Origin of the sequence: Photorhabdus heterorhabditis (genome assembly GCF_018448905.1) — a bacterium.
Lineage (GTDB): Bacteria > Pseudomonadota > Gammaproteobacteria > Enterobacterales > Enterobacteriaceae > Photorhabdus > Photorhabdus heterorhabditis.
The window spans coordinates 182,085-208,717 of the sequence record NZ_RCWA01000002.1; the positions used below are offsets into that span (position 1 = coordinate 182,085).

At 42.0% G+C, this 26,633-nt stretch carries 21 protein-coding genes; 9 read left to right on the forward strand and 12 right to left on the reverse strand.

Features of this window, described 5'->3' with window-relative positions; genetic code table 11:
* Positions 1–223 precede the first annotated feature (223 nt).
* Positions 224–1,819, forward strand: a complete 1,596-nt coding sequence (locus EAE89_RS02015) for an ABC-F family ATPase (protein ID WP_054475041.1) — start codon at positions 224–226, stop codon at positions 1,817–1,819.
* Between the two features lie 66 nt (positions 1,820–1,885).
* On the opposite strand, the gene moeB is transcribed toward EAE89_RS02015, so the two are convergent.
* From moeB to EAE89_RS02030, 3 genes are all read right to left on the reverse strand, one after another.
* Positions 1,886–2,638: a molybdopterin-synthase adenylyltransferase MoeB gene (gene moeB, locus EAE89_RS02020; protein WP_054475039.1), complete on the reverse strand. Its 753-nt coding sequence runs from the start codon at positions 2,636–2,638 to the stop codon at positions 1,886–1,888.
* Positions 2,638–3,879 carry a molybdopterin molybdotransferase MoeA gene (gene moeA / locus EAE89_RS02025; RefSeq protein ID WP_214085293.1) on the reverse strand — a complete coding sequence of 414 codons (1,242 nt, stop codon included), beginning with the start codon at positions 3,877–3,879 and terminating at the stop codon, positions 2,638–2,640. The genes moeB and moeA overlap by 1 nt, the downstream gene beginning before the upstream one ends.
* 231 nt (positions 3,880–4,110) lie before the next feature.
* Complete coding sequence (locus EAE89_RS02030; protein WP_054475035.1) at positions 4,111–4,857, reverse strand: SDR family NAD(P)-dependent oxidoreductase; 747 nt, start codon at positions 4,855–4,857, stop codon at positions 4,111–4,113.
* A 478-nt stretch (positions 4,858–5,335) separates the two neighbouring features.
* Here EAE89_RS02030 and EAE89_RS02035 point away from each other — a divergent pair, with 478 nt between their 5' ends.
* The 3 genes from EAE89_RS02035 (at position 5,336) to yeiB (ending at position 8,522) form a co-directional block, all read left to right on the forward strand.
* Positions 5,336–6,523: a YbfB/YjiJ family MFS transporter gene (locus EAE89_RS02035; RefSeq protein ID WP_054475033.1), complete on the forward strand. Its 1,188-nt coding sequence runs from the start codon at positions 5,336–5,338 to the stop codon at positions 6,521–6,523.
* A gap of 169 nt (positions 6,524–6,692) precedes the next feature.
* Complete coding sequence (folE, locus tag EAE89_RS02040; protein ID WP_054475031.1) at positions 6,693–7,349, forward strand: GTP cyclohydrolase I FolE; 657 nt, start codon at positions 6,693–6,695, stop codon at positions 7,347–7,349.
* A gap of 27 nt (positions 7,350–7,376) precedes the next feature.
* On the forward strand, positions 7,377–8,522 hold the full coding sequence (gene yeiB / locus EAE89_RS02045) for a DUF418 domain-containing protein YeiB (RefSeq protein ID WP_188093336.1): 1,146 nt from the start codon (positions 7,377–7,379) through the stop codon (positions 8,520–8,522).
* Here yeiB and sanA read toward each other — a convergent pair.
* The 6 genes from sanA to metG all read right to left on the reverse strand — a co-directional run bounded on the left by sanA (position 8,494) and on the right by metG (position 15,733).
* Positions 8,494–9,234, reverse strand: coding sequence for an outer membrane permeability protein SanA (sanA, locus tag EAE89_RS02050; RefSeq protein WP_054475029.1), 741 nt, complete (start codon positions 9,232–9,234; stop codon positions 8,494–8,496). The genes yeiB and sanA overlap by 29 nt on opposite strands.
* Positions 9,235–9,372: 138 nt before the next feature.
* Complete coding sequence (locus EAE89_RS02055; RefSeq protein WP_054475028.1) at positions 9,373–11,070, reverse strand: NAD-dependent malic enzyme; 1,698 nt, start codon at positions 11,068–11,070, stop codon at positions 9,373–9,375.
* Positions 11,071–11,284: 214 nt separating this feature from the next.
* A complete protein-coding gene (gene cdd / locus EAE89_RS02060; protein ID WP_214085294.1) occupies positions 11,285–12,169 on the reverse strand; it encodes a cytidine deaminase in 885 nt (294 codons plus the stop codon).
* A 279-nt stretch (positions 12,170–12,448) separates the two neighbouring features.
* Positions 12,449–13,144, reverse strand: coding sequence for a CidB/LrgB family autolysis modulator (locus EAE89_RS02065; protein ID WP_054475024.1), 696 nt, complete (start codon positions 13,142–13,144; stop codon positions 12,449–12,451).
* Positions 13,145–13,146: 2 nt separating this feature from the next.
* The gene (locus EAE89_RS02070; protein ID WP_149616514.1) at positions 13,147–13,575 is read right to left on the reverse strand and encodes a CidA/LrgA family protein; all 429 of its coding nucleotides are present in this window, start codon (positions 13,573–13,575) and stop codon (positions 13,147–13,149) included.
* A gap of 130 nt (positions 13,576–13,705) precedes the next feature.
* On the reverse strand, positions 13,706–15,733 hold the full coding sequence (gene metG / locus EAE89_RS02075) for a methionine--tRNA ligase (protein ID WP_214085295.1): 2,028 nt from the start codon (positions 15,731–15,733) through the stop codon (positions 13,706–13,708).
* A gap of 220 nt (positions 15,734–15,953) precedes the next feature.
* Here metG and apbC point away from each other — a divergent pair, with 220 nt between their 5' ends.
* The 4 genes from apbC (at position 15,954) to asmA (ending at position 20,475) form a co-directional block, all read left to right on the forward strand.
* Positions 15,954–17,066, forward strand: coding sequence for an iron-sulfur cluster carrier protein ApbC (apbC, locus tag EAE89_RS02080; RefSeq protein ID WP_054475019.1), 1,113 nt, complete (start codon positions 15,954–15,956; stop codon positions 17,064–17,066).
* A 243-nt stretch (positions 17,067–17,309) separates the two neighbouring features.
* The gene (gene udk, locus EAE89_RS02085; protein WP_054475018.1) at positions 17,310–17,951 is read left to right on the forward strand and encodes a uridine kinase; all 642 of its coding nucleotides are present in this window, start codon (positions 17,310–17,312) and stop codon (positions 17,949–17,951) included.
* A 55-nt stretch (positions 17,952–18,006) separates the two neighbouring features.
* Entirely contained in the window at positions 18,007–18,588 is a 582-nt protein-coding gene (gene dcd, locus EAE89_RS02090) for a dCTP deaminase (protein ID WP_054475017.1), read from the forward strand.
* 54 nt (positions 18,589–18,642) lie between these two features.
* Positions 18,643–20,475, forward strand: a complete 1,833-nt coding sequence (gene asmA, locus EAE89_RS02095) for an outer membrane assembly protein AsmA (RefSeq protein ID WP_214085296.1) — start codon at positions 18,643–18,645, stop codon at positions 20,473–20,475.
* A 273-nt stretch (positions 20,476–20,748) separates the two neighbouring features.
* Here asmA and EAE89_RS02100 read toward each other — a convergent pair whose 3' ends face one another.
* Complete coding sequence (locus tag EAE89_RS02100; RefSeq protein ID WP_149616517.1) at positions 20,749–21,186, reverse strand: GNAT family N-acetyltransferase; 438 nt, start codon at positions 21,184–21,186, stop codon at positions 20,749–20,751.
* Positions 21,187–21,513: 327 nt separating this feature from the next.
* Positions 21,514–23,085, reverse strand: coding sequence for a TerC family protein (locus EAE89_RS02105; protein ID WP_054475010.1), 1,572 nt, complete (start codon positions 23,083–23,085; stop codon positions 21,514–21,516).
* Positions 23,086–23,334: 249 nt separating this feature from the next.
* Here EAE89_RS02105 and gndA point away from each other — a divergent pair, with 249 nt between their 5' ends.
* A complete protein-coding gene (gene gndA / locus EAE89_RS02110) occupies positions 23,335–24,741 on the forward strand; it encodes an NADP-dependent phosphogluconate dehydrogenase (protein WP_054475007.1) in 1,407 nt (468 codons plus the stop codon).
* Positions 24,742–24,934: 193 nt separating this feature from the next.
* Here the strand turns inward: gndA and EAE89_RS02115 are convergent, their stop codons facing one another.
* Positions 24,935–25,564: a beta/gamma crystallin domain-containing protein gene (locus tag EAE89_RS02115; protein WP_149616519.1), complete on the reverse strand. Its 630-nt coding sequence runs from the start codon at positions 25,562–25,564 to the stop codon at positions 24,935–24,937.
* Positions 25,565–26,633: the final 1,069 nt, after the last annotated feature.

Consider the following 26,633-nt stretch of genomic DNA (forward strand, 5'->3'; position numbering starts at 1 on the left):
ATCTATACCTAATGGATTTCAAGATGGATCGCGACGGCAAGGGAGTGAATCCCCGGGAACATGTGCATTGTTTTCTTACAGTTACAACATAACTCTATATTGCGCCTTTGTTAGCTCAAAGAATGCTCAAAACTTCCCGCGACCTCTTACTCTTGTTGTGGCATAATGCGCCGCTATCGATTTTTCCGATTTCCCTTTTGTTTCTAATTTAAGAGCGAATGCTGTGTTAAGTACAAACAACATCACCATGCAATTTGGCAGTAAGCCCCTGTTTGAAAACATTTCTGTCAAATTTGGTAACGGTAACCGTTATGGTCTGATTGGCGCTAATGGTTCTGGTAAATCCACTTTTATGAAAATTCTTGGTGGCGATCTGGCACCAACTGCTGGCAATGTCAGCATGGACCCCAATGAGCGTATTGGTAAACTACGTCAGGATCAATTTGCCTTTGAAGAGTTCACTGTACTGGATACCGTGATTATGGGGCACACGGAATTGTGGCAGGTGAAACAGGAACGTGACCGTATCTATGCGCTGGCAGAAATGAGTGAAGAAGATGGCTATCGTGTTGCGGATTTGGAAGTAGCCTATGGTGAGATGGATGGTTATAGTGCCGAAGCGCGTGCCGGGGAGCTGCTGCTGGGTGTTGGTATCCCGGTAGAGCAGCATTATGGCTTGATGAGCGAAGTGGCTCCAGGCTGGAAATTGCGTGTATTGCTGGCTCAGGCACTGTTTTCTAATCCTGATGTTCTGTTATTAGATGAGCCAACTAACAACCTGGATATTGATACTATTCGTTGGTTGGAACAGGTGCTGAATGATCGAGACAGCACCATGATCATTATTTCCCATGATCGTCACTTCCTGAATACGGTCTGTACTCACATGGCAGATCTTGATTATGGTGAATTACGTCTATTCCCCGGTAATTATGATGAATATATGGTTGCCGCAACTCAGGCTCGTGAACGTTTGGTGGCTGATAATGCGAAGAAGAAAGCACAAATTGCGGAGTTGCAGTCTTTCGTCAGCCGCTTCAGTGCTAATGCTTCTAAATCAAAACAAGCGACTTCCCGTGCCCGTCAGATTGATAAGATCCAATTGGAAGAAGTTAAAGCATCCAGCCGTCAAAATCCGTATATCCGTTTTGAACAGGATAAAAAATTATTCCGTAATGCTCTGGAACTGGAAGGTTTGACTAAAGGTTATGACAATGGTCCTTTGTTTAAAAATCTCAGCCTTTTGTCAGAAGTTGGCGAGAAAATGGCAGTTATCGGTGCTAACGGCATAGGTAAAACGACTTTCCTGAAAAGCTTGGTTGGTGAAACAGAACTAAACAGTGGCACGGTTAAATGGTCTGAAAATAGCAGTATTGGTTACTATGCTCAGGATCATGCCGGCGATTTTGATTGCGACCTGACGGTTTTTGACTGGATGGGCCAGTGGAAGAAAGAAGGTGATGATGAACAATCCGTTCGCAGTGTACTGGGGCGTTTATTGTTCGGTCAGGATGATATTAAGAAGAAAGTTAAAGTATTATCTGGTGGTGAAAAGGGCCGGATGCTATTTGGCAAGCTGATGATGCAACAGCCAAATATTCTGATAATGGATGAACCAACAAACCACCTGGATATGGAATCCATTGAATCCCTGAACCTTGCTCTTGAATTGTATAAAGGTACTTTGATATTTGTTTCTCATGATCGGGAGTTTGTCAGCTCATTAGCAAGCCGTATTCTGGAAATCAAATCTGATAAAGTTGTTGATTTTAAAGGGACTTATGATGAGTATTTGAGAAGTCAGGGAATTATTGGGTAATATCCTGGCAGAATAACGTACCCCGGTTCAGATAATCGGGGTATGTTATTTCCATCTATGAGTGGATTAACAACTACACACTTCGCAGTTTGGATCTTTAAGTAATGTAATATTGCGAAATTGCATCGTCATGGCATCAAACAGTAAAACTTTTCCGCTGTTTATCTTACCGTATCCGGTAAGTAGTTTGATGGCTTCCATGGCCTGCAATGTACCGATGGTTCCTACCAGTGGTGCCATAACACCCATTTCTACACAAGTTAAATTGTTTTCACCAAACAGCCTACTCAGGCAATGGTAGCAAGGGGAATCCGGCTGATAAGTAAATGTTGTCAGTTGTCCTTCCATACGAATTGCTGCCCCAGAAATCAGAGGCATTTTCTTTGCGAGACACAGGCAGTTTAGTTGTTCACGAATCGCCACATTATCAGAGCAATCCAATATCACATCATTCTGACCGATAAGTTCCTCCAGCGCTTGATCTTCCAGTAATGCATTAACAGTTTTGATTGTGACGTGTGGGTTTATTGCTTGAAGAGTTATTTGTGCCGATTGTACTTTAGCCATCCCAATGCGTTCGTCTCGATGCAGGATCTGCCGTTGTAAGTTTGAGAGAGAAACAGTATCAAAATCCAGTAGTGTTATTGTTCCTACGCCTGCTGCTGTCAAATACTGGGATGCTGCACAACCTAACCCACCCGCACCGACTATCAGTATTTTCGATGATTTCAGCTTTTCCTGACCATCAAAATCAAATCCGCGTAGGACAATTTGACGGTTATAGCGTAGGGTTTCTTCGTCTGTCAGTTCAATGGTCATTATTCGTTTTTTAGTAAGTGATTGAACAATTCGATTTCGACATTTTCGCCAGCTTCTACCCGTCCACGTTCGCGTTCCAGAACGATAAAGCAGTTACCCAAGCTAAATGAGCTGAATATATGAGAGCCTTGATGCCCTGTAGTAAGAACTTCCAATTCCCCTTGTTCATTCACAGAAGCAACCCCGCGTTGGAAATCCGTTCTTCCCGGTGTCTTTTTTAAGGGGGTCGTAACCTTAGCACGGATACGCATTGGTGGTTGCCATGCAGTAAAACCAGACAGGCGGGCGATTAAAGGTTGAACCAATTGGTAGAAGGTGAGGGCGGCTGAAACCGGATTGCCGGGCAAACCACAGAACCAGGAATTTTTTAGTTTGCCAAAAGCAAAAGGTTTGCCGGGTTTTATTGCCAGTTTCCAGAAGCTGATTTCTCCCAGTGCATCCAGAATTTGTTTGGTGTAGTCTGCTTCACCTACAGAAACGCCACCACTGCTGATAACTAAATCAGCTCCTTGATCCGCTATTTCAAAAGTATTGCGCAGTGCTTCGGGGGTATCTGCAATAACACCTAAATCAATTATGTCGCAACCCAGTTTTTCCAGCATTAAGCGAATGGCAAAACGATTGGTATCATAAATTTGGCCTTCTTTAAGCGGTTGACCGATAGCTTGCAATTCATCACCGGTGGAAAAAATAGCAACTTTCAATTTGCGGACCACTTCAACTTTGGCGATTCCCAAAGATGCAATCAGTGGCAATTGAGCAGTGGATAATTTACTGCCTGCCGGTAGTACCACTGCACCTTTAGTCATATCTTCGCCTGCCAAACGGATATTCTGGCCTTGTTTGGCTGGTTGAGTGAAAACGATACCATCAACAGCAATTGCTGCGTGTTCTTGCATAATGACAGTATCAGCACCAGTAGGAATAGGCGCTCCAGTCATAATTCGGATACAGGTTGTCGCTGACCATTCTCCTTGAAAAGGAACACCTGCTAGGGCTTTTCCTGCCAGAGGTAGTGGCTTATTGCTGTTTAAATCGACATAGCGTACTGCATAACCATCCATTGCTGAGTTAGCAAAAGGTGGAACATCAATAGGAGAAATAATATCTGTAGCAGTAATGCGCCCCGATGATTGGGTAAGGCTGACGGTTTCTGTGTCAGTCAGTGGTGTCGTTTGCGTCAGAATTTTTTCCAGCGCTTGTTCCAAAGAGATCAATTCAGAGGTATGACAGTGATCCATAATGATACTCCCAGATAGCATTTTGTAATTGCGCTATTATGGCAGAGATCATCGTATGTGTTAGCGATATTTAACTTTGGCGAGGTTTCATGTATTGCATAAATGCGGCGATATGGGTGTTGGTTGCCCAAAACGCCGCAAACAATAGGTAACAAACAGATAGAATATTGCGATTAACCTAGTATCTTGAAGTTTGCTGTTGTAATAGCCAGGTTAAAAAGCCGGTGGGGTCTATAAAGTTTGACCACATTCAACCTTAATGATCTGTCCTGTCATTGCTTCTGCTTTTAATAACATCAAGGTGACTTCTGCAATATCTTCTGGTGTTGCGATTCGTCCTAAAGGCAAATGCGTACAGAGCATCTGCATTTTTTCCTCTCTTCCTTTCCACCATCTTGTTTCGACCGCTCCAGGTGCCACGCAGTTAACCCTTATCGATGGAGCCAGTGCCCGAGCTAGGGATCTTGTTAGTCCGTGAACCGCTGATTTGGAAACTGCATAGGGAATAGAAGAACCAAGGCCAGTTTCGCCAGCGATACTTCCAACATTCACAATAGCACTTCCTGCTCTTGCTTTGAGATAGGGGGCAGCATATCGGCAGCAATGAAATGTGCCTTTCACATTAACGTCGATAATGGTATCCCAAATATCATCAGATATAGCCTCAAGATCTTCAAATTGAAGTTGCTTTGTTGTCCCTGCATTATTAACTAGATAGTCGATTCCGTTAAATTTTTCCACGACGGTGTTTATCATGGTTTTTACTGCTGATTCGTCGGCAACATCCGCTTTTATTGCTATGGCTTGTCCCCCATCTCTAATAATAGATTCGGTTGTTTCCAATGCCTCAAGTTCACTTTGTGAATAGATCACTGCTACAGCTGCACCTTGTTTCGCCAACATAACACTGATGGCTCGCCCGATACCGGTCGCACCGCCAGTAATAATGGCTGTCTTACCTTGGAATTCTTTATGCATAAAAACCTCCTCAATAATTTAGTACGTAGCTTGACGAATCATACCTCTCCTATAGACAGGCTTGCCAGTATCATTATATCCCCAATGGATTTCAAGATGTATCGCGACGGCAAGGGAGTGAATCCCCGTGAGCATAGATAACTCTGTGACTGGGGTGAGTGAACGCAGCCAACAAAGCAGCTGCTTGAAAGATGAAGGGCATAGAACTATTAGATAGAGGTCTGGTTAATATTACGTTGTAAATGCTCGATGTGATTTTGTGTGGACTTAATTTAACAAGGTGAATTCATGATGCAGAACATGAGAAATAATATACTTTGCTATTTCCAGTACTGTAATTCATAGCTTACTTGTTCTTTAATTATAGGCAGAAATAGTTTACGTTCTTTGAGGAGAATTTTGTTGGTCAAAAGTGTCTATTATATTTATTTTTTGTTATAGCTTATGATGATAAATTAAAAATAATGTCTTCATCACTATGAGCAATATAAAATCTTCCCAACTGAGCCATAGCTATCAGTCTTTCCATATCGCAATGAGTGGGTTTTTAGCTCTGGTTGTTGCTATGGGGATCGGGCGTTTTACCTTCACGCCTCAAGTTCCTTTAATGATTGCAGAATCCCAATTGAACCTGACCGGGGCGGGTATCGTCGCAGCTTTAAACTATTTGGGTTACCTGGCTGGCTCCTATGACGCGATGCGGGCGCGCAGATTTATTGAATATCGACTCTGGACAGGATTATGGGGAGCGGTGACCATTACGTTGCTTTCTGCGCTATTAAATGGACCGGTATTACACGGTATCGCTCGTTTTTTTATCGGTTGGGCAAGTGGCTGGACATTAGTGTTGGCGGCGGCATGGGTCAATGAACAGTTAGCCAGATTAAACCGTCCTGCGTTGGGTGCTGCTGTGTTTGCGGGACCTGGCGTGGGGATATTTATCAGTGGCATCCTTGCGGTAGGTATTCAAGCATGGCAACTGAATGCTGCCGAAGCATGGATACTGTATGGCATTTTGGCTCTGATACTTAGTGTTTATGTTAGTCGGCATTTGCCTCGTAGTGGTGAGCTACACCGTTCGCAGACAGAGGTGAAAAAACTGATTTTGACACCTGCAATTAAGCGATTGGTATGGAGCTATAGTTTGGCGGGGTTTGGTTATATTTTACCTGCCACTTTTCTTTCACAAATGGCAAGTGAGCGTTTTCCTGGCAGTTTGTTTGCTCAGTTTGTCTGGCCTATATTTGGTGCCGCTGCGGTAATCGGCATTGGTTTCGCTATTCTAACCCGTGGTATACTGACAACCCAAATCCGGCTGGCGATCACTTTATGGATTCAGGCGGTAGGTGTGCTTATGCCTGAGATTATGCCGGGAATAAGTGGTCTGGCGTTAGGATCTTTGCTGGTTGGTGGTGGTTTTATGTGCGTGGTGCAAATGGCGTTTCAGTATGGACGTGAATTAGCCCCAGAACATAGTCGCTACATGGCTGGGTTGTTAACTACAGTATATGCTATCGGGCAGTTGGTTGGGCCAATGTTATCTGCGGTTTCTACTGCGGTAACTGGGAAATTGGAACCCGCTCTGTATGTTGCATTTATTACACTGGTGATTGCTGGGTTGTTAGTTTGCAATAGGAAGAAACCAAACAGCGAAGTTTGTGTGTAAAAAATTCATACGATAATGAAAAGCAATCACTGGATAATCACCACGTGCTCATTTACAGTGTATGAAATAGTTACCAATGCGTTGTGATTACCTTGTTGTGGTACCCATGATTCAAACATCAATTTTACTACCCGCCAGATGATGGAAAGTAATATCTTTGGAGAAAATAATGTCATCCCTAAGTAAAGAAGCTGAGCTTGTGCATTCGGCGCTGGAAGCTCGTGGTCTTGAAACTCCTTTGCGTGGTCAGGCGTTGGCACCGGAAGTACGTAAGGTGCGGATTGAGGAGCATATGACGGAAATTATGAAACTGTTGAATCTTGATCTAAGTGATGACAGTTTGGCGGAAACTCCTAGCCGTATTGCAAAAATGTATGTTGACGAAATTTTTTCAGGGCTGGATTACAGTAATTTCCCGAAAATTACACTGATAGAAAACAAAATGAAAGTGGATGAAATGGTGACCGTGCGTGATATCACGTTGACCAGTACTTGCGAACACCATTTTGTGACTATTGATGGTAAAGCTACCGTTGCTTATATTCCAAAGGATAAAGTGATTGGATTGTCTAAAATTAACCGCATTGTGCAGTTTTTCTCACAGCGCCCGCAGGTACAAGAACGCCTGACACAACAGATTTTGATTGCATTACAAACACTGCTTGGCACCAATAATGTCGCAGTATCTATTGATGCGGTCCATTACTGTGTGAAGGCACGAGGCATCCGTGATGCAACCAGTACCACGACAACAACGTCTCTGGGTGGTCTGTTTAAATCCAGTCAGAATACCCGTCAGGAGTTTTTACGCACGACTCGCCATTGATAATTTTTACATCGGGATATAAACATGATTCGCCAGAGAATTGATACACTGGATAGTATTCGTGGTCTGGCGATTCTGGGAATATTGCTACTCAATATCTCTGGTTTTGCTTTGCCATCTGCTGCTTATCTGAACCCGGAATATAATGGCTCGGCTTCCTCATCTGATTTGCTTATTTGGTCTGTACTCAGCGTTTTTGCTCAGGGAAAATTCCTGTGTATTTTTGCCTTTTTATTTGGTGCAACACTGGAGTTACTACTGCCAAGGGGCAAAATCTGGAATTATCCGCGATTGCTCATACTCGCCCTGATAGGGGGGATACATGGCATTTTGCTGTGGGATGGTGATATCTTGCTCTCTTACAGTTTAGCGGGTTTTTTTAGTTTTTATCTGATTAGTCAAAATAACGCCAGCAACAGGTTGTTTATGAAAGGCGCTATTTTTTATTTGGTTGGATTAGCGCTGTTATTTATTCTTGGGCTTTTATCAAGAGGTGAATCTAATAATAATGGCTGGCAACCGACGGAATTCCATGTGCTATACGAAACATTCTGGAAAACAAGTGGTGGCTGGCTGGCAATAGAAGAGCGTTTCAATCAAGTCATATCGATGATGGTCATGATGTTTGCTCAGTATGGCTGGCAGCTTATTGGCATTATGTTATGTGGGGCTGGATTAGTGCGTAATGGCTGGCTAAAAGGTGAGTTTTCAGTGAGCCATTATCGAAACGTAGCGTTATTGCTGATACCACTTAGTGCTGCCATTCAGATACTTTCTGTAGTCATCCAATGTGCTTATGGCTGGGATTACTTTTGGTCAGGTATTGTCGGCTATATTCTTTCCGAGTTGGTAATACCTTTCCAGGCATTGGGTTATATGGCGCTAATATATGGCTTTTGGCCGGTGATTTCAGGTTGGCGAATTAATTATTGGCTCAGCCAGGTTGGACGAATGGCTATGAGTAATTATTTACTGCAAACCTTAGTCTGCACAACGCTGTTTTATCACTTTGGGTTGTTTGGCCAATTTAGCCGCTTGGAGTTACTTGCATTTATTCCTCTCATCTGGGCGGTGAATATTCTTTTTTCATGCTGGTGGCTACGCCGTCACCAACAAGGACCGTTAGAACGGTGCTGGCGTGATGTTACGGCTGCATTGGCCCGGCGCTCTTAGGCTGGGCTTGATCCATTTCGCGTAACTCTTCTGGTGCTACTGCCGGGTAACCCGTTATGCCTTCCGGTACTTTGTGCGGAGCAGGGATTGGGATCAAAGGGCCAAGGAAGCGAGGCTCACGTTTCAGAATATAAAGATCAGTCAAGGCACCAAGACGAGCAATTATTTCGCGTAACCGAACGGTGATCATATTTTTGGGTGTAGAAACCGCATAACACTGAGCGGCAATTCCCATATGTATAGCGATAAACATAGCCCGTTCGCAATGGAATCGTTGAGTGATAATAGTAAAATCATTGGTATCAAAAACTTTACGGGTTCTGACGATTGAATCAAGTGTTCTGAAACCAGCAAAATCCAAAACGATATTTGCAGCAGGAATACCCGCTCTTACCAAATCCCTACGCATGGTTACTGGTTCGTTATAGCTTTGCTGAGCATTGTCACCACTTAGCAACAGATATTTGATTTTGTCACTGTTATAAGCATTCACTGCTCCCTGAATACGGTACATATAATACTGATTGGGTGCGCCAGAGAGGTAATATTTAGAAGTACCAAGCACCATACCTACTTCACGTTGAGGAAGTTGTTTGAGGTCATCAAAGATATAGGGAGCCGTTTTCCAACTAATCCAGCGGTCAAGTGCAATGGCTGTCAGTATCAGCACCCCTGAGAAGAATAACAGACCAATTATCAGGCGCTTCCACATGCTTTTGCCTTTATATACATCAATGACTGAATTCAATAAAGGCTACTTTACCTGAAATGCCTAAGCAAGTTTTCTCTGTAAGAAAAAAGCCTGACAGCAAGACTGACAGGCTTTTTTAGGTCTTTTTAAGGCTAAAAATCAGAATGAAGTGCGTTTATACACGCGATATTCAGGTTTCCAGAAGTTTCGCTCAATAGCTTCATCCAGTGCACCATCTGACGTGACAGTTGCAACACCTTGTATTTGTGCTTCTTTTGCAACTTGTTTAGCAATTTTGCGTGAAACTGCCTGAATATCATCAATGAGTGGTAGTAATGGGCCTTTACCCTCTTGAGCCAACGGTGAACAATCAGCCAGTGTCCGACTTGCCGCCATCAACATACCATCAGTGACGAGTTTGGCTCCTGATGCAATGGCACCTAGGCCAATCCCAGGGAAGATGTAGGAGTTGTTACACTGAGCGATTGGATACTCCTGACCTTTGTATTTTACCGGATGGAATGGGCTTCCTGTTGCAACCAAGGCGGCACCATCGGTCCAGTTGACAATATCTTCGGGGCGGGCTTCAACACGGGAGGTCGGGTTGGATAATGGCATTACGATTGGACGTTCGCAGTGTTTGTGCATCTCACGGATGATCTCTTCTGTAAACAGGCCAGCTTGACCTGAAACACCAATCAAGACAGTCGGTTTGGCGTTACGAACAACATCGAGTAGAGAGATTGTATCGCTATTCACATCCCATGCAATCAGTGAGTCGCTTTTTTGTACCAGTTTGTTCTGAAAATCCAACAGATTTGGCAGCTTATCTGTCAGTAAACCAAAACGGTCAACCATGAAAATACGAGCGCGAGCTTGTTCTTCACTTAAACCTTCAGATTTCATCTGAGCAACGATCTGTTCTGCGATACCACAACCGGCGGAACCTGCTCCCAAGAAAGTAACAGTTTGATCTTTCAATTGACGACCCGCAGCGCGGCTGGCTGCAATCAAGCTACCCAGAGTAACAGCAGCCGTTCCCTGAATATCATCATTAAAGCAGCAAATCTCATGGCGATAGCGGTTGAGTAGCGGCATGGCATTTTTTTGCGCAAAATCCTCAAATTGCAACAATACGTTTGGCCAGCGGCGTTTAACGGCCTGAATAAATTCATCAACGAATTCATCATATTCTTGACCAGTAATACGTGGATGACGCCAGCCCATATATAGTGGGTCATTCAGGCGCTGTGGGTTATTAGTTCCCACATCCAGTACCACTGGCAGCGTATAGGCTGGGCTAATGCCACCACAGGCGGTATACAGGGAAAGCTTACCGATAGGAATACCCATCCCGCCAATACCTTGGTCACCCAGGCCAAGAATGCGTTCGCCATCGGTAACAACGATAACTTTTACATTTTGTTTGGTCGCGTTTTGCAGCATGTCATCAATATGGGCTTTGTTTGGGTATGAGATGAACAAGCCTCGGGCGCGGCGATAAATATCGGAAAAGTGTTCACAAGCCTCACCTACAGTTGGGGTGTAGATGATTGGCATCATTTCGTTCAAATGTGCATCCAGCAGGCGGTAGAACAGGGTTTCGTTAGTGTCCTGAATATTTCGCAGATAAATGTGTTTGTCTGCATCATTTTCGAAATCAAGGTACTGTCGATAGGCTCGTTCAGCTTGCTCTTCGATGGTTTCGACGGCTTCAGGTAATAAACCATGCAGGTTAAAGTTGCTACGCTCTTCTTCAGTAAAGGCACTGCCTTTATTCAGCAGGGGGAATTCCAACAGGATTGGGCCTGCATAGGGAATATATAATGGACGTTTACTTTCGTGTTCCAGTTCCATGAATCTTACTCTTTGAACTAAATGGATAACAAGGTCAATTATAGATCCTAAGAGATAGGAAAAATATGTACAGTAAATGTTACTTAATTAGAGGTATTATGGGTGAAAATGAGAGATAACATCCAGATTTGGCTAATAAAATGTTACGTTCACTGTTTTCATTGAGGAAAACCCTCTATCTGATATAGAGGGAAAATTGAATTTTTCATCGAACTTAGAGGGTGTAGTGCTCAAATTTACTACAACCCAAAGTAGCGAGTATGGATTGAGTTGCGCTTCGTTGGGATAAGTGGCTGTGTTTTCCCTCAATGAGTACCGCTCTTTCGATAGCCAAATAATCACCACCAGACATATTCATCAAAATCAGTGCTGCTTGTAGTGGGGGTAAGCTTGGGTTAAATGCAGCATTTTCTGCGTAACGGCCAGAATAGATTTTTCCGTTTTTTCCCAAAAGTGCGATACCACTGTATGAATTGCTGTATGGGGCATGGCTCTGGTTTGCTGCATCTAGTGCAGTTAGTACCAGTTTATCGGTGGTTTCTAATTTATAGCCATGATTAATCGGGTCCATTAACAGAGTGGTAATCCCCAGATCGTTTGGACCAAATGAATCGGGTAAATAGTCACCTAATGTTGAAGGTGTTTGCTTTGGTAGATGGACCTCTAGTTGTGTGCCACTATTAAGTTCGTTCATAAACTGACGGCAGTGACCGCATGGAGAGTAATTCACGGTAATGGATGTCAATTTTTTCTCGCCCCGCAACCAAGCGTGGGTGATAGCACATTGTTCAGCATGAATTGTTTGCTGTAACGGCACGCCGGTAAATTCCATATTGGCACCAAAGTAGAGGTTTCCGCTTTCTCCACGGGCAATTGCACCGACATTAAAATGCGATATCGGCGTGAGGGAACATGCTGCTGCTAATGGCAGCAGAGCAATCGCCAATGTGTTATCGTCAAAGCCACAGGCTTTCTTGATGGATTTCGCTTGTTCAGCGGTAAGCATAGCAGGAAAGTTGTCGTTTCCTGCATAGGGCAAAAGTGCATCCTGTAGTTTAGATGGCAACTGTGCCCAGATAGAGTGAAAACGAGCTTGCATAGAACGATCTCCAAATTAAGTTAAGATAATTTTAGGCTGTTTGGTCAGGTTTTTAATGTGATTAACATCATATATACCTGTTATCTTTCAAGTTGTCTCTTTGTTGGCTGCACTCACTCACCCCGGTCACAGTGTTATCTATGACATAGTTATCTATGCTCCCGGGGATTCGCTCCTTTGCCGTCGCGATCCATCTTGAAATCTATTGGGTATAGATGGTGAAATTTTTGTAATTAAAGCCAGTAATTTAGAGATCTGCATCAAATTTTTTAACTATAACTAGCCAAATAAGTATAGTAGCACTGGGAACACAAAAGGGGCCGTCAGTGAAGTAATGATACCGCAGGTCATCAGTGCTAATGAGCTATATGCGCCTTCAATAAAATTAACTTCCGCGCAACGGGCGGTACCTAAAGCATGTGATGCGGTTCCCATTGCTAAGCCGCGGGATGCTTTAGTTTTTACCTGCAAAATATCGAATAGGTTATGACCAAATACGGCGCCAAGAATACCGACAAAAATGACACAAGCGGCGCTAATTGCAGGAATACCGCCGATAGCATCGGCGACTGCCATTGCGATAGGCGTAGTGACTGATTTAGGAAGTATAGAGGCTGCCATTTCAGGTGTGGCGCCTGTCCACAGTGCAATAGCAGTACCTGTCACCATAGCAACGATACTGCCGATAAAACAGATACTGATGATGGATTTCCATTGGGCCCGGATCTGGTGCAGCTGTTCATATAAAGGAAATGCCAACGCAACCACGGCGGGCTGGAGCAGATCATTTAAAATCCGGCTGCCTGCGAAATAGTGATCATAGGGGGTATTGGTTATTATCAATATCGGAATAAGCACTGCGATAGAAACCAATAAAGGATTAAGAATGGGAACTTTGAGCTGTAGTGAAAGTTTTCTTGCAATGTAGAATACAATCAATGTCAGTGGTAGTGACCACCAAATATGACTTAACATTTTTATTTCTCTTGTTTCTGTTGTTCAATCTTCACTTCTGATACGGAGCCAATAACCGGACGTTCACGGTGAATATAATGGGAACTGTAAGCAACGATAATCATAACAACGGCGGTGCTGATCAAGCATGAAAGGACAATCGGTAGCATCTGTTGGCTGATCTGATCGTAATAATTCATAATGCCTACACCGATAGGCAGAAACAGCAGGGTCATATTTTTCAGTAACAGGCTACAACCGGGTTTTGCCCAGTGAGCAGGGATAAGCTGGAAAGCGAGTAAAACGAACAATATCAACATACCGATAATACTGCCAGGGATAGCGATGGGTAGCAGGGCAGAGACGGCATTACCTGCCAGTAGACACAGATAAATCAGTACAAATGCTCGCAGGTACTGCCAACCTATAATCAGTACTTCACGAAACGACATAACAAAATTCCTAATTCCAGTGAGGCATTCATCATACAATTAACGCTGAAAATGTGCCATAAATCACATTTAAAAAAGCGGGGATCATGGCTGATCCCCGCTAAGATATATTCATAAGATGAATTTATTGCTATTTCACTTGCATACCGGGTTGTGCACCGCTGTCAGGGCTGAGTAGGAAAATATCTTTTCCGCCAGGGCCAGCAGCCATTATCATACCTTCAGAAACACCAAAGCGCATTTTACGCGGCGCTAGGTTAGCCACCATCACGGTCAAACGGCCTTCCAGCGCTTTTGGATCAGGATAACTGGAGCGGATACCGGAAAACACCTGACGAGTTTCGCCACCCAGATCCAGATTCAGTTTCAGTAACTTATCTGAACCTTCTACGAAATCAGCTTGTTTAATAAGGGCGATTCGCATATCAACTTTAGCGAAATCATCAAAGGTGATCGTGTCTTGAATGGGATCATCTGCCAATGGGCCACTGACTTTCTGTGGTGTGTTAATGTTTTCCTTAGATGCAGCAACCATAACATTCACTTTGTCCATATCCATACGGCTGAACAGAGCCTTAAAGGCGGAAACCTGATGATCCAGTAGAGGTTGTTCAATGTCATTCCAAGTTAATTCTGTGTTCAGGAACGCTTCGGCACGTTCTGCCAGACTTGGCAAAACCGGTTTAAGGAAAGTCATTAGAACACGGAACAGGTTGATTCCCATTGAACAGATAGCTTGAAGATCTGCATCACGGCCTTCTTCTTTTGCCACAACCCATGGCGCTTGTTCATCCACATAACGGTTTGCTAAATCAGCCAGAGTCATGATTTCACGGATTGCTTTACTGAATTCGCGGTTATTGAACTCTTCTTCGATCACTTTCGCCCCATCAATAAACTTCTGGTAAAGCGCTGGATCAGCCAGTTTATCCGCCAGCTTGCCACTAAACCGTTTATTAATGAAACCTGCATTACGGGATGCCAAGTTAACAACTTTGTTAACGATATCGCTGTTAACACGCTGAACAAAATCTTCCAGATTCAAATCGATATCGTCAATACGGGAAGAGAGTTTAGCTGCATAGTAATAGCGCAGGCAGTCTGCATCCAGATGATCCAAGTAAGTGCTGGCCTTAATAAAAGTACCCCGGGATTTGGACATTTTTGCACCGTTTACGGTCACATAGCCGTGAACAAATATATTTGTTGGCTTACGATAACCGCTGCCTTCCAGCATGGCAGGCCAGAACAGACTGTGGAAATAGACAATATCTTTACCGATAAAGTGATAAAGATCAGCGGTGGAATCTTTTGCCCAGAAATCATCAAAGCTCAGATTTCCGCGTTTGTCACATAAATTTTGGAAGGAACCCATATAGCCAATAGGAGCATCCAGCCAAACATAGAAATATTTGCCGGGCGCATCAGGAACTTCAAAACCAAAATAAGGGGCATCACGGGTGATATCCCACTGTTGTAAACCGGACTCAAACCATTCTTGCATTTTGTTAGCAACTTGTTCCTGTAATGCACCGGAGCGGGTCCATGCTTGTAGCATGTTACTGAATGCAGGTAAATCGAAGAAAAAGTGTTCTGTTTCACGCATTTCTGGTGTCGCACCAGAGACAGCCGAACGTGGGTTGATCAGCTCAGTAGGACTGTAAGTAGAACCGCAAACTTCACAGTTATCGCCGTATTGATCTTCTGCTTTGCATTTCGGGCAATTGCCTTTTACAAAGCGATCCGGCAGGAACATACCTTTCTCAGGATCATATAACTGAGAAATAGTACGATTCTTAATATGACCGTTCTTTTTCAGCTCCAGATAAATTTTAGTTGATAACTCTTGGTTCTCTTTGCTGTGCGTGGAGTGATAGTTATCATAGCTAACTGAAAAGCCAGTAAAATCCTGATGATGTTCTTGGTTCACGGCTGCGATCATCTCTTCAGGAGCAATACCCATTTGCTGAGCTTTCAGCATGACTGGTGTTCCATGAGCATCGTCGGCGCAGATAAAGTGAACCTCTTTGCCGCGCATTCGCTGAAAACGGACCCAAATATCTGCCTGGATATGTTCCAGCATGTGACCGAGATGGATTGGACCGTTAGCATATGGTAACGCACACGTCACCAATAATTTTTTTGCGACTTGAGACATAATAAGGATCTGACTTCCATAAGTGAAAAAGGGAATTCGATGTTACCTGATCAGAAAAATTGTCGCTAGGGTAACACTTAATCTTAGCGAGTTTTATTGAATAAAAATCGAATCAGTGAGCTGGAAATGAGTTTTTATACCTGATCTTATCCGAACTCGTTTGGTTCTGTTATGATGAAAAGATGGTTTTTAGGTAATAGCGATAATCAAAGGAGCCGGGATGAACTCACAATCCCCCGAGCAGACCAATCCTGACCTGCTGAAATCTCAGGTAACAAAAATACTTGCTACCTTTACACATCTGACATTGGAACACGATCTGACAACTCTAAAAGCACTGCATCACTGCACGATGCTTGATGGTGTTCTACATATTGAATTGATAATGCCGTTCGTGTGGCAGCGTGGCTTTGAAGCGTTGAAACAGGCAACAACCCAAAAATTGCAGGCGATAACGGGTGCAAAATCTGTTGCGTGGAAACTGAACCATGATATCAGCACATTACGTCGTGCTAACGATCTGCCGGGAATTAATGGTGTCCGTAATATTTTAGCGGTCAGTTCAGGCAAAGGCGGTGTAGGTAAATCCAGTACAGCCGTAAATCTGGCACTGGCGCTGGCTCAGGAAGGTGCAAAAGTGGGTATTTTGGATGCAGATATCTACGGTCCTTCTGTCCCGAATATGCTGGGAACAACTAAAGAGCGCCCAACTTCTCCAGATGGGCAGCATATGGCGCCTATCATGACTCACGGCCTTGCCACTAACTCAATTGGTTATCTGGTGACCGATGACAATGCAATGGTATGGCGCGGCCCGATGGCCAGTAAAGCATTGATGCAGATGCTACAAGATACATTGTGGCCGGATCTTGATTATCTGGTTATTGATATGCCACCAGGAACCGGTGATATTCAGCTTACTTTGTCACAAAATATTCCGGTAACTGGCGCTCTGGTGGTAACAACGCCACAGGATATTGCATTGATTGATGCGATGAAAGGCATCGTGATGTTCCAAAAAGTTAAGGTTCCTGTACTGGGTATTATTGAAAACATGAGTGCGCATATTTGCAGCAACTGCGGTCATCTGGAGCCTATCTTCGGTACTGGAGGGGCGGAAAAATTGGCAGCTAAATATAACTGCAAATTACTGGGACAAATCCCCCTGCATATTTCCTTACGTGAAGATCTAGACCGTGGTGAACCAACCGTTATCAGTAATCCTGATAGTGAATTCACGGATATTTACCGTGAAATTGCAGCGAATATTTCTGCACAAATGTACTGGCAGGGTGAGAAGATTCCGACGGAGATTTCATTCCGCGCGGTTTAAGAATCTAATTTGACTGATGGAACGGGTAATTGAGCTTTTCATTGCCCGTTTTTTGTGTATATGAAGAAAAAATTCTTTTCAGATTTTACTTGTTGCATGCTTTTTATGCGAAACGCTTCGAAAAAATGAGACTTAATCTTGTTTACACTGGAACAGATACAATTAACTCCCTATAATCTCGCCCGACTCAGCACTCATCGGTGCTTTGTTCCCCATTTTTTCTAGAATCAGGTTATCTCTATTATGGCTGACGAAGCACACCAGTGCACAATTGTAGGAATTTCCGGTGCATCTGCCTCAGGTAAAAGTCTCATTGCTAATACACTTTACCGTGAATTACGCGCTCAGGTTGGTGATCACAATATCGGTATTATACCAGAAGATTGCTACTATAAAGACCAAAGCGATCTATCAATGGAGGAGCGTTATAAGACCAATTATGACCATCCAAGTTCAATGGATCACAATCTGCTCTTTGCTCACCTGCAAGCTTTGAAAGCCGGTAAATCAATTGAATTACCACAGTACGACTATGTTGCTCATACCCGCAAACCAGAAGCGATTCATTTTGCACCAAAAAGAGTTATCATTCTGGAAGGTATTTTGTTACTGACAGATAAACGCTTGCGTCAGGAGATGGACTTCTCTATTTTCATTGATACGCCATTGGATATTTGTCTTATGCGCCGGATTAAACGGGATGTTCATGAACGGGGACGTTCTTTAGATTCTGTTATTGAGCAATATCATAAAACCGTGCGTCCAATGTTTCTGCAATTTATTGAACCATCAAAACAATATGCAGATATTATTGTGCCGCGCGGAGGTAAAAACCGGGTAGCGATTGATGTATTGAAAGCCAAAATTGGTCAGTTCTGCGAATAATAAAGCTTTGCTTATCAGGCGTTGATGAGCATCATCGTATTTGAGAGGGAAAATAATGCGACTCTGTGATCGCGACATTATTAAATGGCTTGATGAAGGTAAACTGGTCATTTCTCCACGTCCGCCGATTGAACGAATTAATGGGGCAACTGCTGATGTTCGCCTTGGAAATCAGTTTCGTGTTTTCCGTGGTCATACTGCCGCATATATTGATTTGAGTGGCCCAAAAGATGAAGTTAGTGCTGCTCTTGATCGCGTGATGAGTGATGAAATTATTCTGTCTGATAATGAAGTTTTTTTCCTTCATCCTGGAGAGTTGGCACTGGCTGTCACTTTGGAATCCGTTACGCTGCCTGATGATTTGGTGGGGTGGCTTGATGGGCGTTCTTCTCTTGCCCGTCTTGGATTAATGGTACATGTGACAGCACATCGGATTGATCCGGGCTGGCATGGTCAGATTGTTCTCGAATTCTATAATTCTGGTAAGTTGCCTCTGGCATTACGTCCGGGTATGGTGATTGGGGCTTTGAGTTTTGAACCGTTGTCTGGTTCGGCTGATCGTCCATATAACCGTCGTCAGGATGCGAAATATAAAAACCAGCAAGGCGCGGTAGGTAGCCGTATTGATGAAGATTAATACGGCAATGGTTACTGAGTTACATTTACCGCTTTGACATTAGCTGAGGAAGTCATGAAGAGATTACTAACGACACTGGTTATTTTGCTGGTCGTGATTATTGCCGGTTTGGTAGCATTAGTCATGTTAGTAAATCCGAATGACTTTCGTGCTTATATGATTAAACAGGTGCAAAAGAAGAGTGGCTATCATCTCGTCATGCAAGATAGTATGCGCTGGCATGTCTGGCCAAAACTTAGCATCATTACCGGACGTATGTCATTGACTGCACCAAATGCGATACAGCCAACGGTTACGGCAGAAAATATGCGTTTGGATGTTGAGTTGTGGCCACTTTTTTCGCATCGGCTTGCGGTTAAAGAGGTCATGCTGAAAGGGGCGGTGTTGCAATTCACTCCTGAGAGCAAGTCTCAGCAAAAAGAGAATGAACCCGTTGCACCGAAAGGAAATATAGTAAATCCTGTAGGCAAAGGTGAACGCTGGAAGCTTGATATTGACAAAATTAAGATCGCGGATAGTTTGCTTATCTGGCAGGATAGTGATCATTCTCAATTAAATATCCGTGATATTAATCTGCTGATGGAGCGGGACGACCAAAACCATATCAGCGTGGAGTTGAGCAGTAAGGTCAGTAAAAATCAGCAAGAACTTGCTTTTAATCTTAATGCAGACGTAGATATTGCTGATTATCCTTATCGTGTTGCCGGTAATATTGATTCTTTTGATTATCAGCTTCAAGGGGTTGGTATCCCCACGGGGGGCATCAGTGGTTCAGGGAAAGTTAATGCAGTTTACCAGGAAGAAACCACTGGGGAGCCACAAACAATCTCTTTACAGGCGCTTAATTTCACTGCCAATGAGAGTGAGTTGTCTGGCAGTATAAAGGCAATATTAGCAGCATATCCTGATTATCAGATAAATTTATCTTCCAAAAAGCTGAACTTAGATAATTTGGTGGGATGGGATCTGCCTCCTAAAGATGATTCGGAAATTAAACGCTATTATCGAGTAGAAAATAGCTTAGCCAAACCTGTGATCGCAGTTTCAAGCTCTGCGCAGCCTGATTATAGTGCTAAATTTCTGAATGATTTTAATGCTAATGTTACCATTAATGCGGACAAATTTATTTATCGGGGAATGGAGATCGATAACCTGATATTTAAGGCGGTCAGTCATAGGGGGCTTGCTGAAATTTCTTCCCTGAGTGGAGAATTGTTTGGTGGTCACTTCTCTATTCCAGCTATTCTGGATGCAACAGGTGATCAGCTTAGATTACATACAAAGCCTTTACTGCAAAATATAGAATTGGAACCCGTACTAAAAGCATTTTCTTTACCACTGGTATTTAGTGGTAAATTCAATCTGAACGGGGATCTTTCTGGTAAAGGATACGACGATTATGCTATTTCGCATGCTTGGCAGGGTGATCTTAATTTCAGTTTAGTTGATGCCAAAATGCATGGGTTGAATATTCCACAATTAATCCAGCAATCTGTTGCCCGTATAACGAATAAAGTGAATATTCCAGATAATGTGGGTAACTTTACTGGCGCTAAAAAGCTTAATGTTAAAGCTGTGCTTAACCAGGGTGATATAAAAATCAATCAGCTTTATGCTGTATCTGATTTGTTGAATATTAACGGTCAGGGTAAAGCTAATTTACTTAAACAAAATGTTGATGTCGCCTTAAAAGTACAGATAACTCAAGAGTGGGGTGCGGATAATGAGCTGGTTCGCCGTTTGAGAAAGCTGAAAGTACCATTACGGATTTACGGTAATTGGGATAATCTGCAATACCATCTTGATATAGAACAATTACTACGTAATGAGTTGGAAAATAAAGCAAAACAGGCAATTTCCGATTGGGTTGAACGTAATAACAGTTAGCCCGTGTTTGATCTATACCCAATAGATTTCAAATTGCAGCGCGGCGGCAAGGGAGCGCATCCCCAGGAGCATAGATAACTATGTGACTGGGGTAAGTGAACGCAGCCAACAAAGCAGCAGCTTGAAAGATGAAGGGTATAGTGTATCGTTAAGAAGCTGAGCATTGAGTGGTATTCATATATGACAATTAACTACTCAGCTTAGTTGGATGCATAAATAATATTCTTATGGTTACCTGAAGAGCCAATTTGAACATCAAGAGGAGTTGCCAGTTTACATTTTAATAATTGCTAGCATTTCTTCATTGTTTTCATCCATGCCGACTTCAACGAAACCAAAACTGGCATAAAAGTCTTTCGCTACAAGATTATTTGGCTTGTAACAGATTTCGATTTCTTCCAATCCACCTGTCTGTTTAATTTCGTGAAGGGCTAGCTGCATTGCTTTGCGTCCAATACCTTTGTTTTGATGGTGTTTATCTACCATAAAACGCCAAATCGATATTCTTCTGTTTGTTTCTGGTACCCACATAAAAAATCCAACAGGTTTGCCGTCTAAGCAAATTGCGCGTGTTTGATATGATGGGTTGAATTTTGATTCAACCAGTGACCATGTATTATCTGCAACATATTCATATTGGTCTTTGGTTACCGTTAAGTCACAGACATCTTCATAATTGTCTTTATTCACATCTGTAAGGGCTATATTCACGTAATATCCTTTTATATCTGTTATCTTTCAAGTTGCCTCTTGAAATCTATTGGGTATAGATTAATAGTATTACCGATTGGCAGTTTATATGAAGTTTATTGAATTGCAAAGCTATGGGACTGTGTTTTCCATTCCTATAATTTTAGGTCACTTAACATTGAGTATTTGAGCAAGTTTTTATGAGATGAACTATTAACCGTATCTGTATATGGTATTGATAACAAAAGCTAAAAATAACCCGGTACAGTTTAAACTGACCGGGTTTTATTTTGTCCCAGAGGAAAAACTCAGTGATGGGAAATACTCTTAGTGAACAATAGCACTGAATTATTCTTTATTTTCTTCCTCTGAAACGAGCGGTGTAATTTTTACCTTATTGATCCGGTGACTGGTAACTTCCAGTGGTTCAAACAAGTAATTACCAATCTGAAATTGTTCACCTTGTTGTGGAATATGTTGTGAATGTTCCATTAATAAACCTGCCAAGGTTTGATATTCACGCTTTTCATCCAGTTGCAAAGGAACATAAAGGATCAAATCATCCAGTGGCATATAACCATTGGCAATCCAGCAACCATTTTCAGTTGCTTGTATGTCATGTCGGGCATCAGTTTCTTCACCATCTACTGGCAAATTACCTGCGATAGTTTCCATGACATCTGTCAGAGTAACCACACCTTCCACGGAACCAAATTCGTCAACCACAAACGCAAAATGAGTTTGTGCCCGACGGAACTGTTCTAACGCTTGAAGGAGTGAAAGATGCTCTGGGAAAATCAGAGGTTGTTTTATCAGCGACTGTAAATCAAAAGGCTGTTGATTAAGTTGTTGGTTGAGCAGATCAATAACATGGACAACACCTAATGGTTCATCACTGGTATTTTCATCTGTTACAACAATGCGTGTATGAGGACTTTTACTCAGTATTTGCGTCAGGTTTTCTGCTGGGGCATTAATATCAAGATACTCCACATCGTGGCGGGAGGTCATGATACTGTTGACGTTACGTTGAGCCATACCCAGCACTCGGGCAATCATCTGGCGCTCTTGTGGATCAAACACTTCTTGATTGTCAGAAATCAGATTGGATGTGTGATTATCCAATTCTGCATTTTCATGTTTACCGCTAAGGATACGTAAAACGGCTTCTGCGGTTCTTTCACGTAGTGAGCGGGAAGCAGTAAGAAATCTGCGGCGGTTAAACTGAGCGAATTGGTTTAGGGATTCAATCATAATTGAGAAGCCGATAGCGGCATACAAGTAACCTTTTGGTATGTGATAACCAAAGCCTTCTGCTACCAGACTGAAGCCAATCATCAGTAAGAAACTTAGACAGAGAATCACGATTGTCGGGTGGGCATTGACGAAGGTTGTTAGCGGCTTACTTGCCAGTATCATCAGGAACATCGCAATGGTTACTGCCGCGATCATGACACCGATATTATCCACCATACCGACAGCGGTAATCACTGAATCTAATGAAAATACGGCATCAAGGACAATTATTTGAACGACAACCGTCCAAAATTTAGAAGTTTTGTGTTGTTGTCCTGAGTGCGCATCTTTCCCTTCCAGCCGTTCATTCAACTCCATAGTTGCTTTGAATAGCAGGAAGAGGCCGCCCACTAACATAATCAGGTCACGGGCACTGAATGGATGTTCCCAAAGCGTAATTAATGGATTAGTTAGCGTTATCAGCCAAGAGAGACTAAAAAGTAGTACGACACGCATCAGTAGTGCACAGGTTAGCCCTGTAATACGTGCTTTATCTCTTTGTTTTTCAGGAAGTTTATCTGCCAGAATGGCAATAAAAACCAAGTTGTCGATTCCGAGGACAATTTCTAGAACGATAAGAGTAGCCAGTCCGGCCCATATCGTTGGATCTGCGATCCATTCCATACAGTTTGTTTTACCTTTTAATATGACGGCTTATGCCGAGCTATGAATAATGGGCATTGACTCATAAAATTTCAATAGTTGATTTTTCATATGAGGAAGTTTTTTTAAAAAAATGAGGGATGGCAGTATCGATTGCACCAATGAACTATCCACTAAGCCTAATCCTGAGTTAACATGTGATCACATTAACAAATTGTCCAGCAATAATCATTATTGGTGGGCAGTATTATCATCAGACAGGAGTTATTCATGTCCAAGCAGCAGATTGGTGTTGTTGGTATGGCAGTGATGGGGCGTAACCTGGCACTGAATATTGAGAGCCGTGGTTATTCCGTATCTATATTTAACCGTTCCAGTGATAAAACTGACGAAGTCATTGCCGAGAATCCAGGGAAAAAATTAGTTCCAAATTACACTATCGAAGAATTTGTCGATTCACTGGAAAAACCGCGTCGTATTCTGCTAATGGTTAAGGCTGGTGAAGCAACTGATAAAACTATTGCCTCACTGACACCACATCTGGATAAAGGTGACATTTTGATTGATGGTGGTAATACTTATTTTCAGGATACTATCCGCCGTAATCGGGAACTTTCTGCTCAAGGCTTTAATTTTATCGGTACTGGGGTTTCCGGGGGAGAAGAGGGGGCATTGAAAGGCCCTTCTATCATGCCTGGTGGTCAGAAAGCAGCGTATGAGTTAGTTGCTCCAATTTTGCAAGAGATTGCGGCTAAGGCTGAAGGGGAGCCTTGTGTCGCGTATATTGGTCAGGATGGCGCCGGTCATTATGTGAAAATGGTCCACAATGGGATTGAATATGGTGATATGCAGCTTATTGCTGAAGCCTATTCTTTATTGAAATATTCTCTGAACTTGAGCAATGAAGAGCTATCTGAGATTTTCACCGATTGGAATAACGGTGAATTGAGTAGCTATTTGATTGAAATCACAGCTGACATTTTCCGTAAGAAGGATGAAAACGGTCAATATCTGGTTGATGTGATCTTGGATGAAGCGGCAAATAAAGGTACGGGTAAATGGACCAGCCAGAGTTCCCTTGACCTAGGCATTCCAGTTACTTTGATCACGGAATCTGTATTTGCACGTTATATTTCTTCTCTGAAAGATCAGCGTATCGCGGCTGCTAAAGTTCTGAGTGGGCCGGTAATACAACCATTCAAGGGGGATAAAGCTGAATTTATTGAGAAAGTACGCCGTGCGCTTTATCTGGGTAAAATAGTTTCTTATGCTCAAGGCTTCCAGCAGTTGAAAACTGCATCCGATGAATATCAGTGGGCATTGAACTATGGCGAGATCGCTGGGATTTTCCGGGCAGGTTGTATTATTCGTGCTCAGTTCTTGCAAAAAATTACTGATGCATATACTGAAAATGCTGATATTGCTAACCTGTTGTTGGCACCCTATTTCAAGAAAATTGCTGATGAGTATCAGCAGGCACTGCGTGATGTTGTGTCTTATGGTGTGCAGAATGGTATCCCGACTCCTACTTTTTCCGCAGCTATTTCTTACTACGATAGCTACCGTTCAGCGGTATTACCCGCAAACTTGATTCAGGCACAGCGTGACTACTTTGGTGCTCATACTTACAAGCGTACTGATAAAGAAGGTGTCTTTCATACTGAATGGATGGAGTGAATTCGGTTATCACAATTTAAAGTGAGGTAATGAGCAAGGAGAGTGAAGCGTTCGTCAGGGATGATATAGCATTGCCCTCTGTGATAATCCAGAAACACACTGTTGCGGTTATAATCAATATTTACCGCAACGGTGTGGCCTAAATTTGAATATGACCAACCTAAAAGAGACAGTAGATCATTGTCTTATCACATTAAGCAATGGGATTGGTATTGATGATATGAAAATCAAAGCGATTCTTTCCTACGTGGACCAATTTCAGATTTCTTGGGAAATTGAGACCTTCATCAATAGTTGCGATACCATGTACATCATAAGAAAAATAGAATGATCCGTTCCCAATATATTCTCCGGTGTTGACATTTCTTACGTAAATTGAAGTTACTAACTTTTCCTGTATAAGGAGTTCATCTACGACAACATAATCTTCACCTGTCGCAGTATTAACTTCAATTTTATCTTGTCCTTCTCCATTATATATTTTAGTGGTTAGGGAGAATTTTATATCTGAATGAGTATCATCAATGACTCTTAGAGCAATCAGTCTGGTATCTTTCTGAGTGACTCTAAATTTAGATAACCCTCTAATTTCTTTATCAATATCTGGATTGTCGACTACCCATTCATAATATCTATTCTCTGGATCGTTATAGTGACGCCATGCCTGAACTTTTGATAATTTTCCAATTTTTACTGAAAGGAATTTATCGTTAAGATGAGAAGGAAGCGATATAATTTTATCTAGCTCTTGGTAATCGTGTGATTTACCTTGATAGTTTCTTCCTTCGAAGAAGGTTACACCTGTAATTGATTTTTTTACCATTATTCTCTACTCCTTAAAGTTGATTTAATTTATCAAAAAAACAATATAATAATTATTAAGTTACTTTGTGACACTTTCTTGAAAGCATACCTGATCATATTAGAGTTATAGTATTTACTTGGTTATAATTTTCATGCGAATTAGCGAGTGCTTTTTGATGTAATATTTGTCACTGGTAATGCATTTATTCCTTATCTTTAGATGTTAAACTCCCATTTAAAAAATAATAATATTAGACTAAGTAATATTAAAAATAGCACAAAAATGTATAAAGTAAAGTCAGTCAGAAAAACACATGAATAATGTCTTTTTAATCATGTTAATATAATGTAATACACTGTTTGGAATGTGAATGTTTGATGATTTTTTTAATTTATCTTTCGTGTTATCATTTTATTATGAATGTTTTTCATGTTTGGTGTTTTTAGAATGAATTATAAAATTATTACTTGTTGATAATGTTGGGAAAATTCCATTTGAAAAATGTTTAGTAATTTAATAATTGGATTTATATATAATTTATGAAATTAATCATTAGAGAAATATCTATCTGAATAAATACAGGTCATGATAATTATTTTAGTATGGCTTAATTTGATGTCTTATTTTAAGGTGTTAAAAATTTATATGATAATTTATGAAGAAAGCCATTTATAGCAAAGAATGACTTATTATTAAAAACTTAGTCTTCCGTAAAAGAACATCACTTTTATACCCAATAGATTTCAAGATGGATCGCGACGGCAAGGGAGCGAATCCCTGGGAGCCTATACCCAATAGATTTCAAGTTGCAGTGCGGCGGCAAGAGAACACATCCCCAGGAGCATAGATAACTCTGTGACTGGGGTAAGTGAACAGAGGCAACTTGAAAGATAACAGGTATATAAATTATTCATAATCCCTTATTTCATTACGTTGAGATAAATAAAAAATTATTTTTAGCAACGAAAAATTTCAAGAATAATAGAATACACCGTTGCGGTTCTTGATGCTATGCCGCAACGGTGTAGCTTAAATTTTCAGAACGTAGCTTGTCTGAAAACGATAATTAATTATCGTTATATTACGC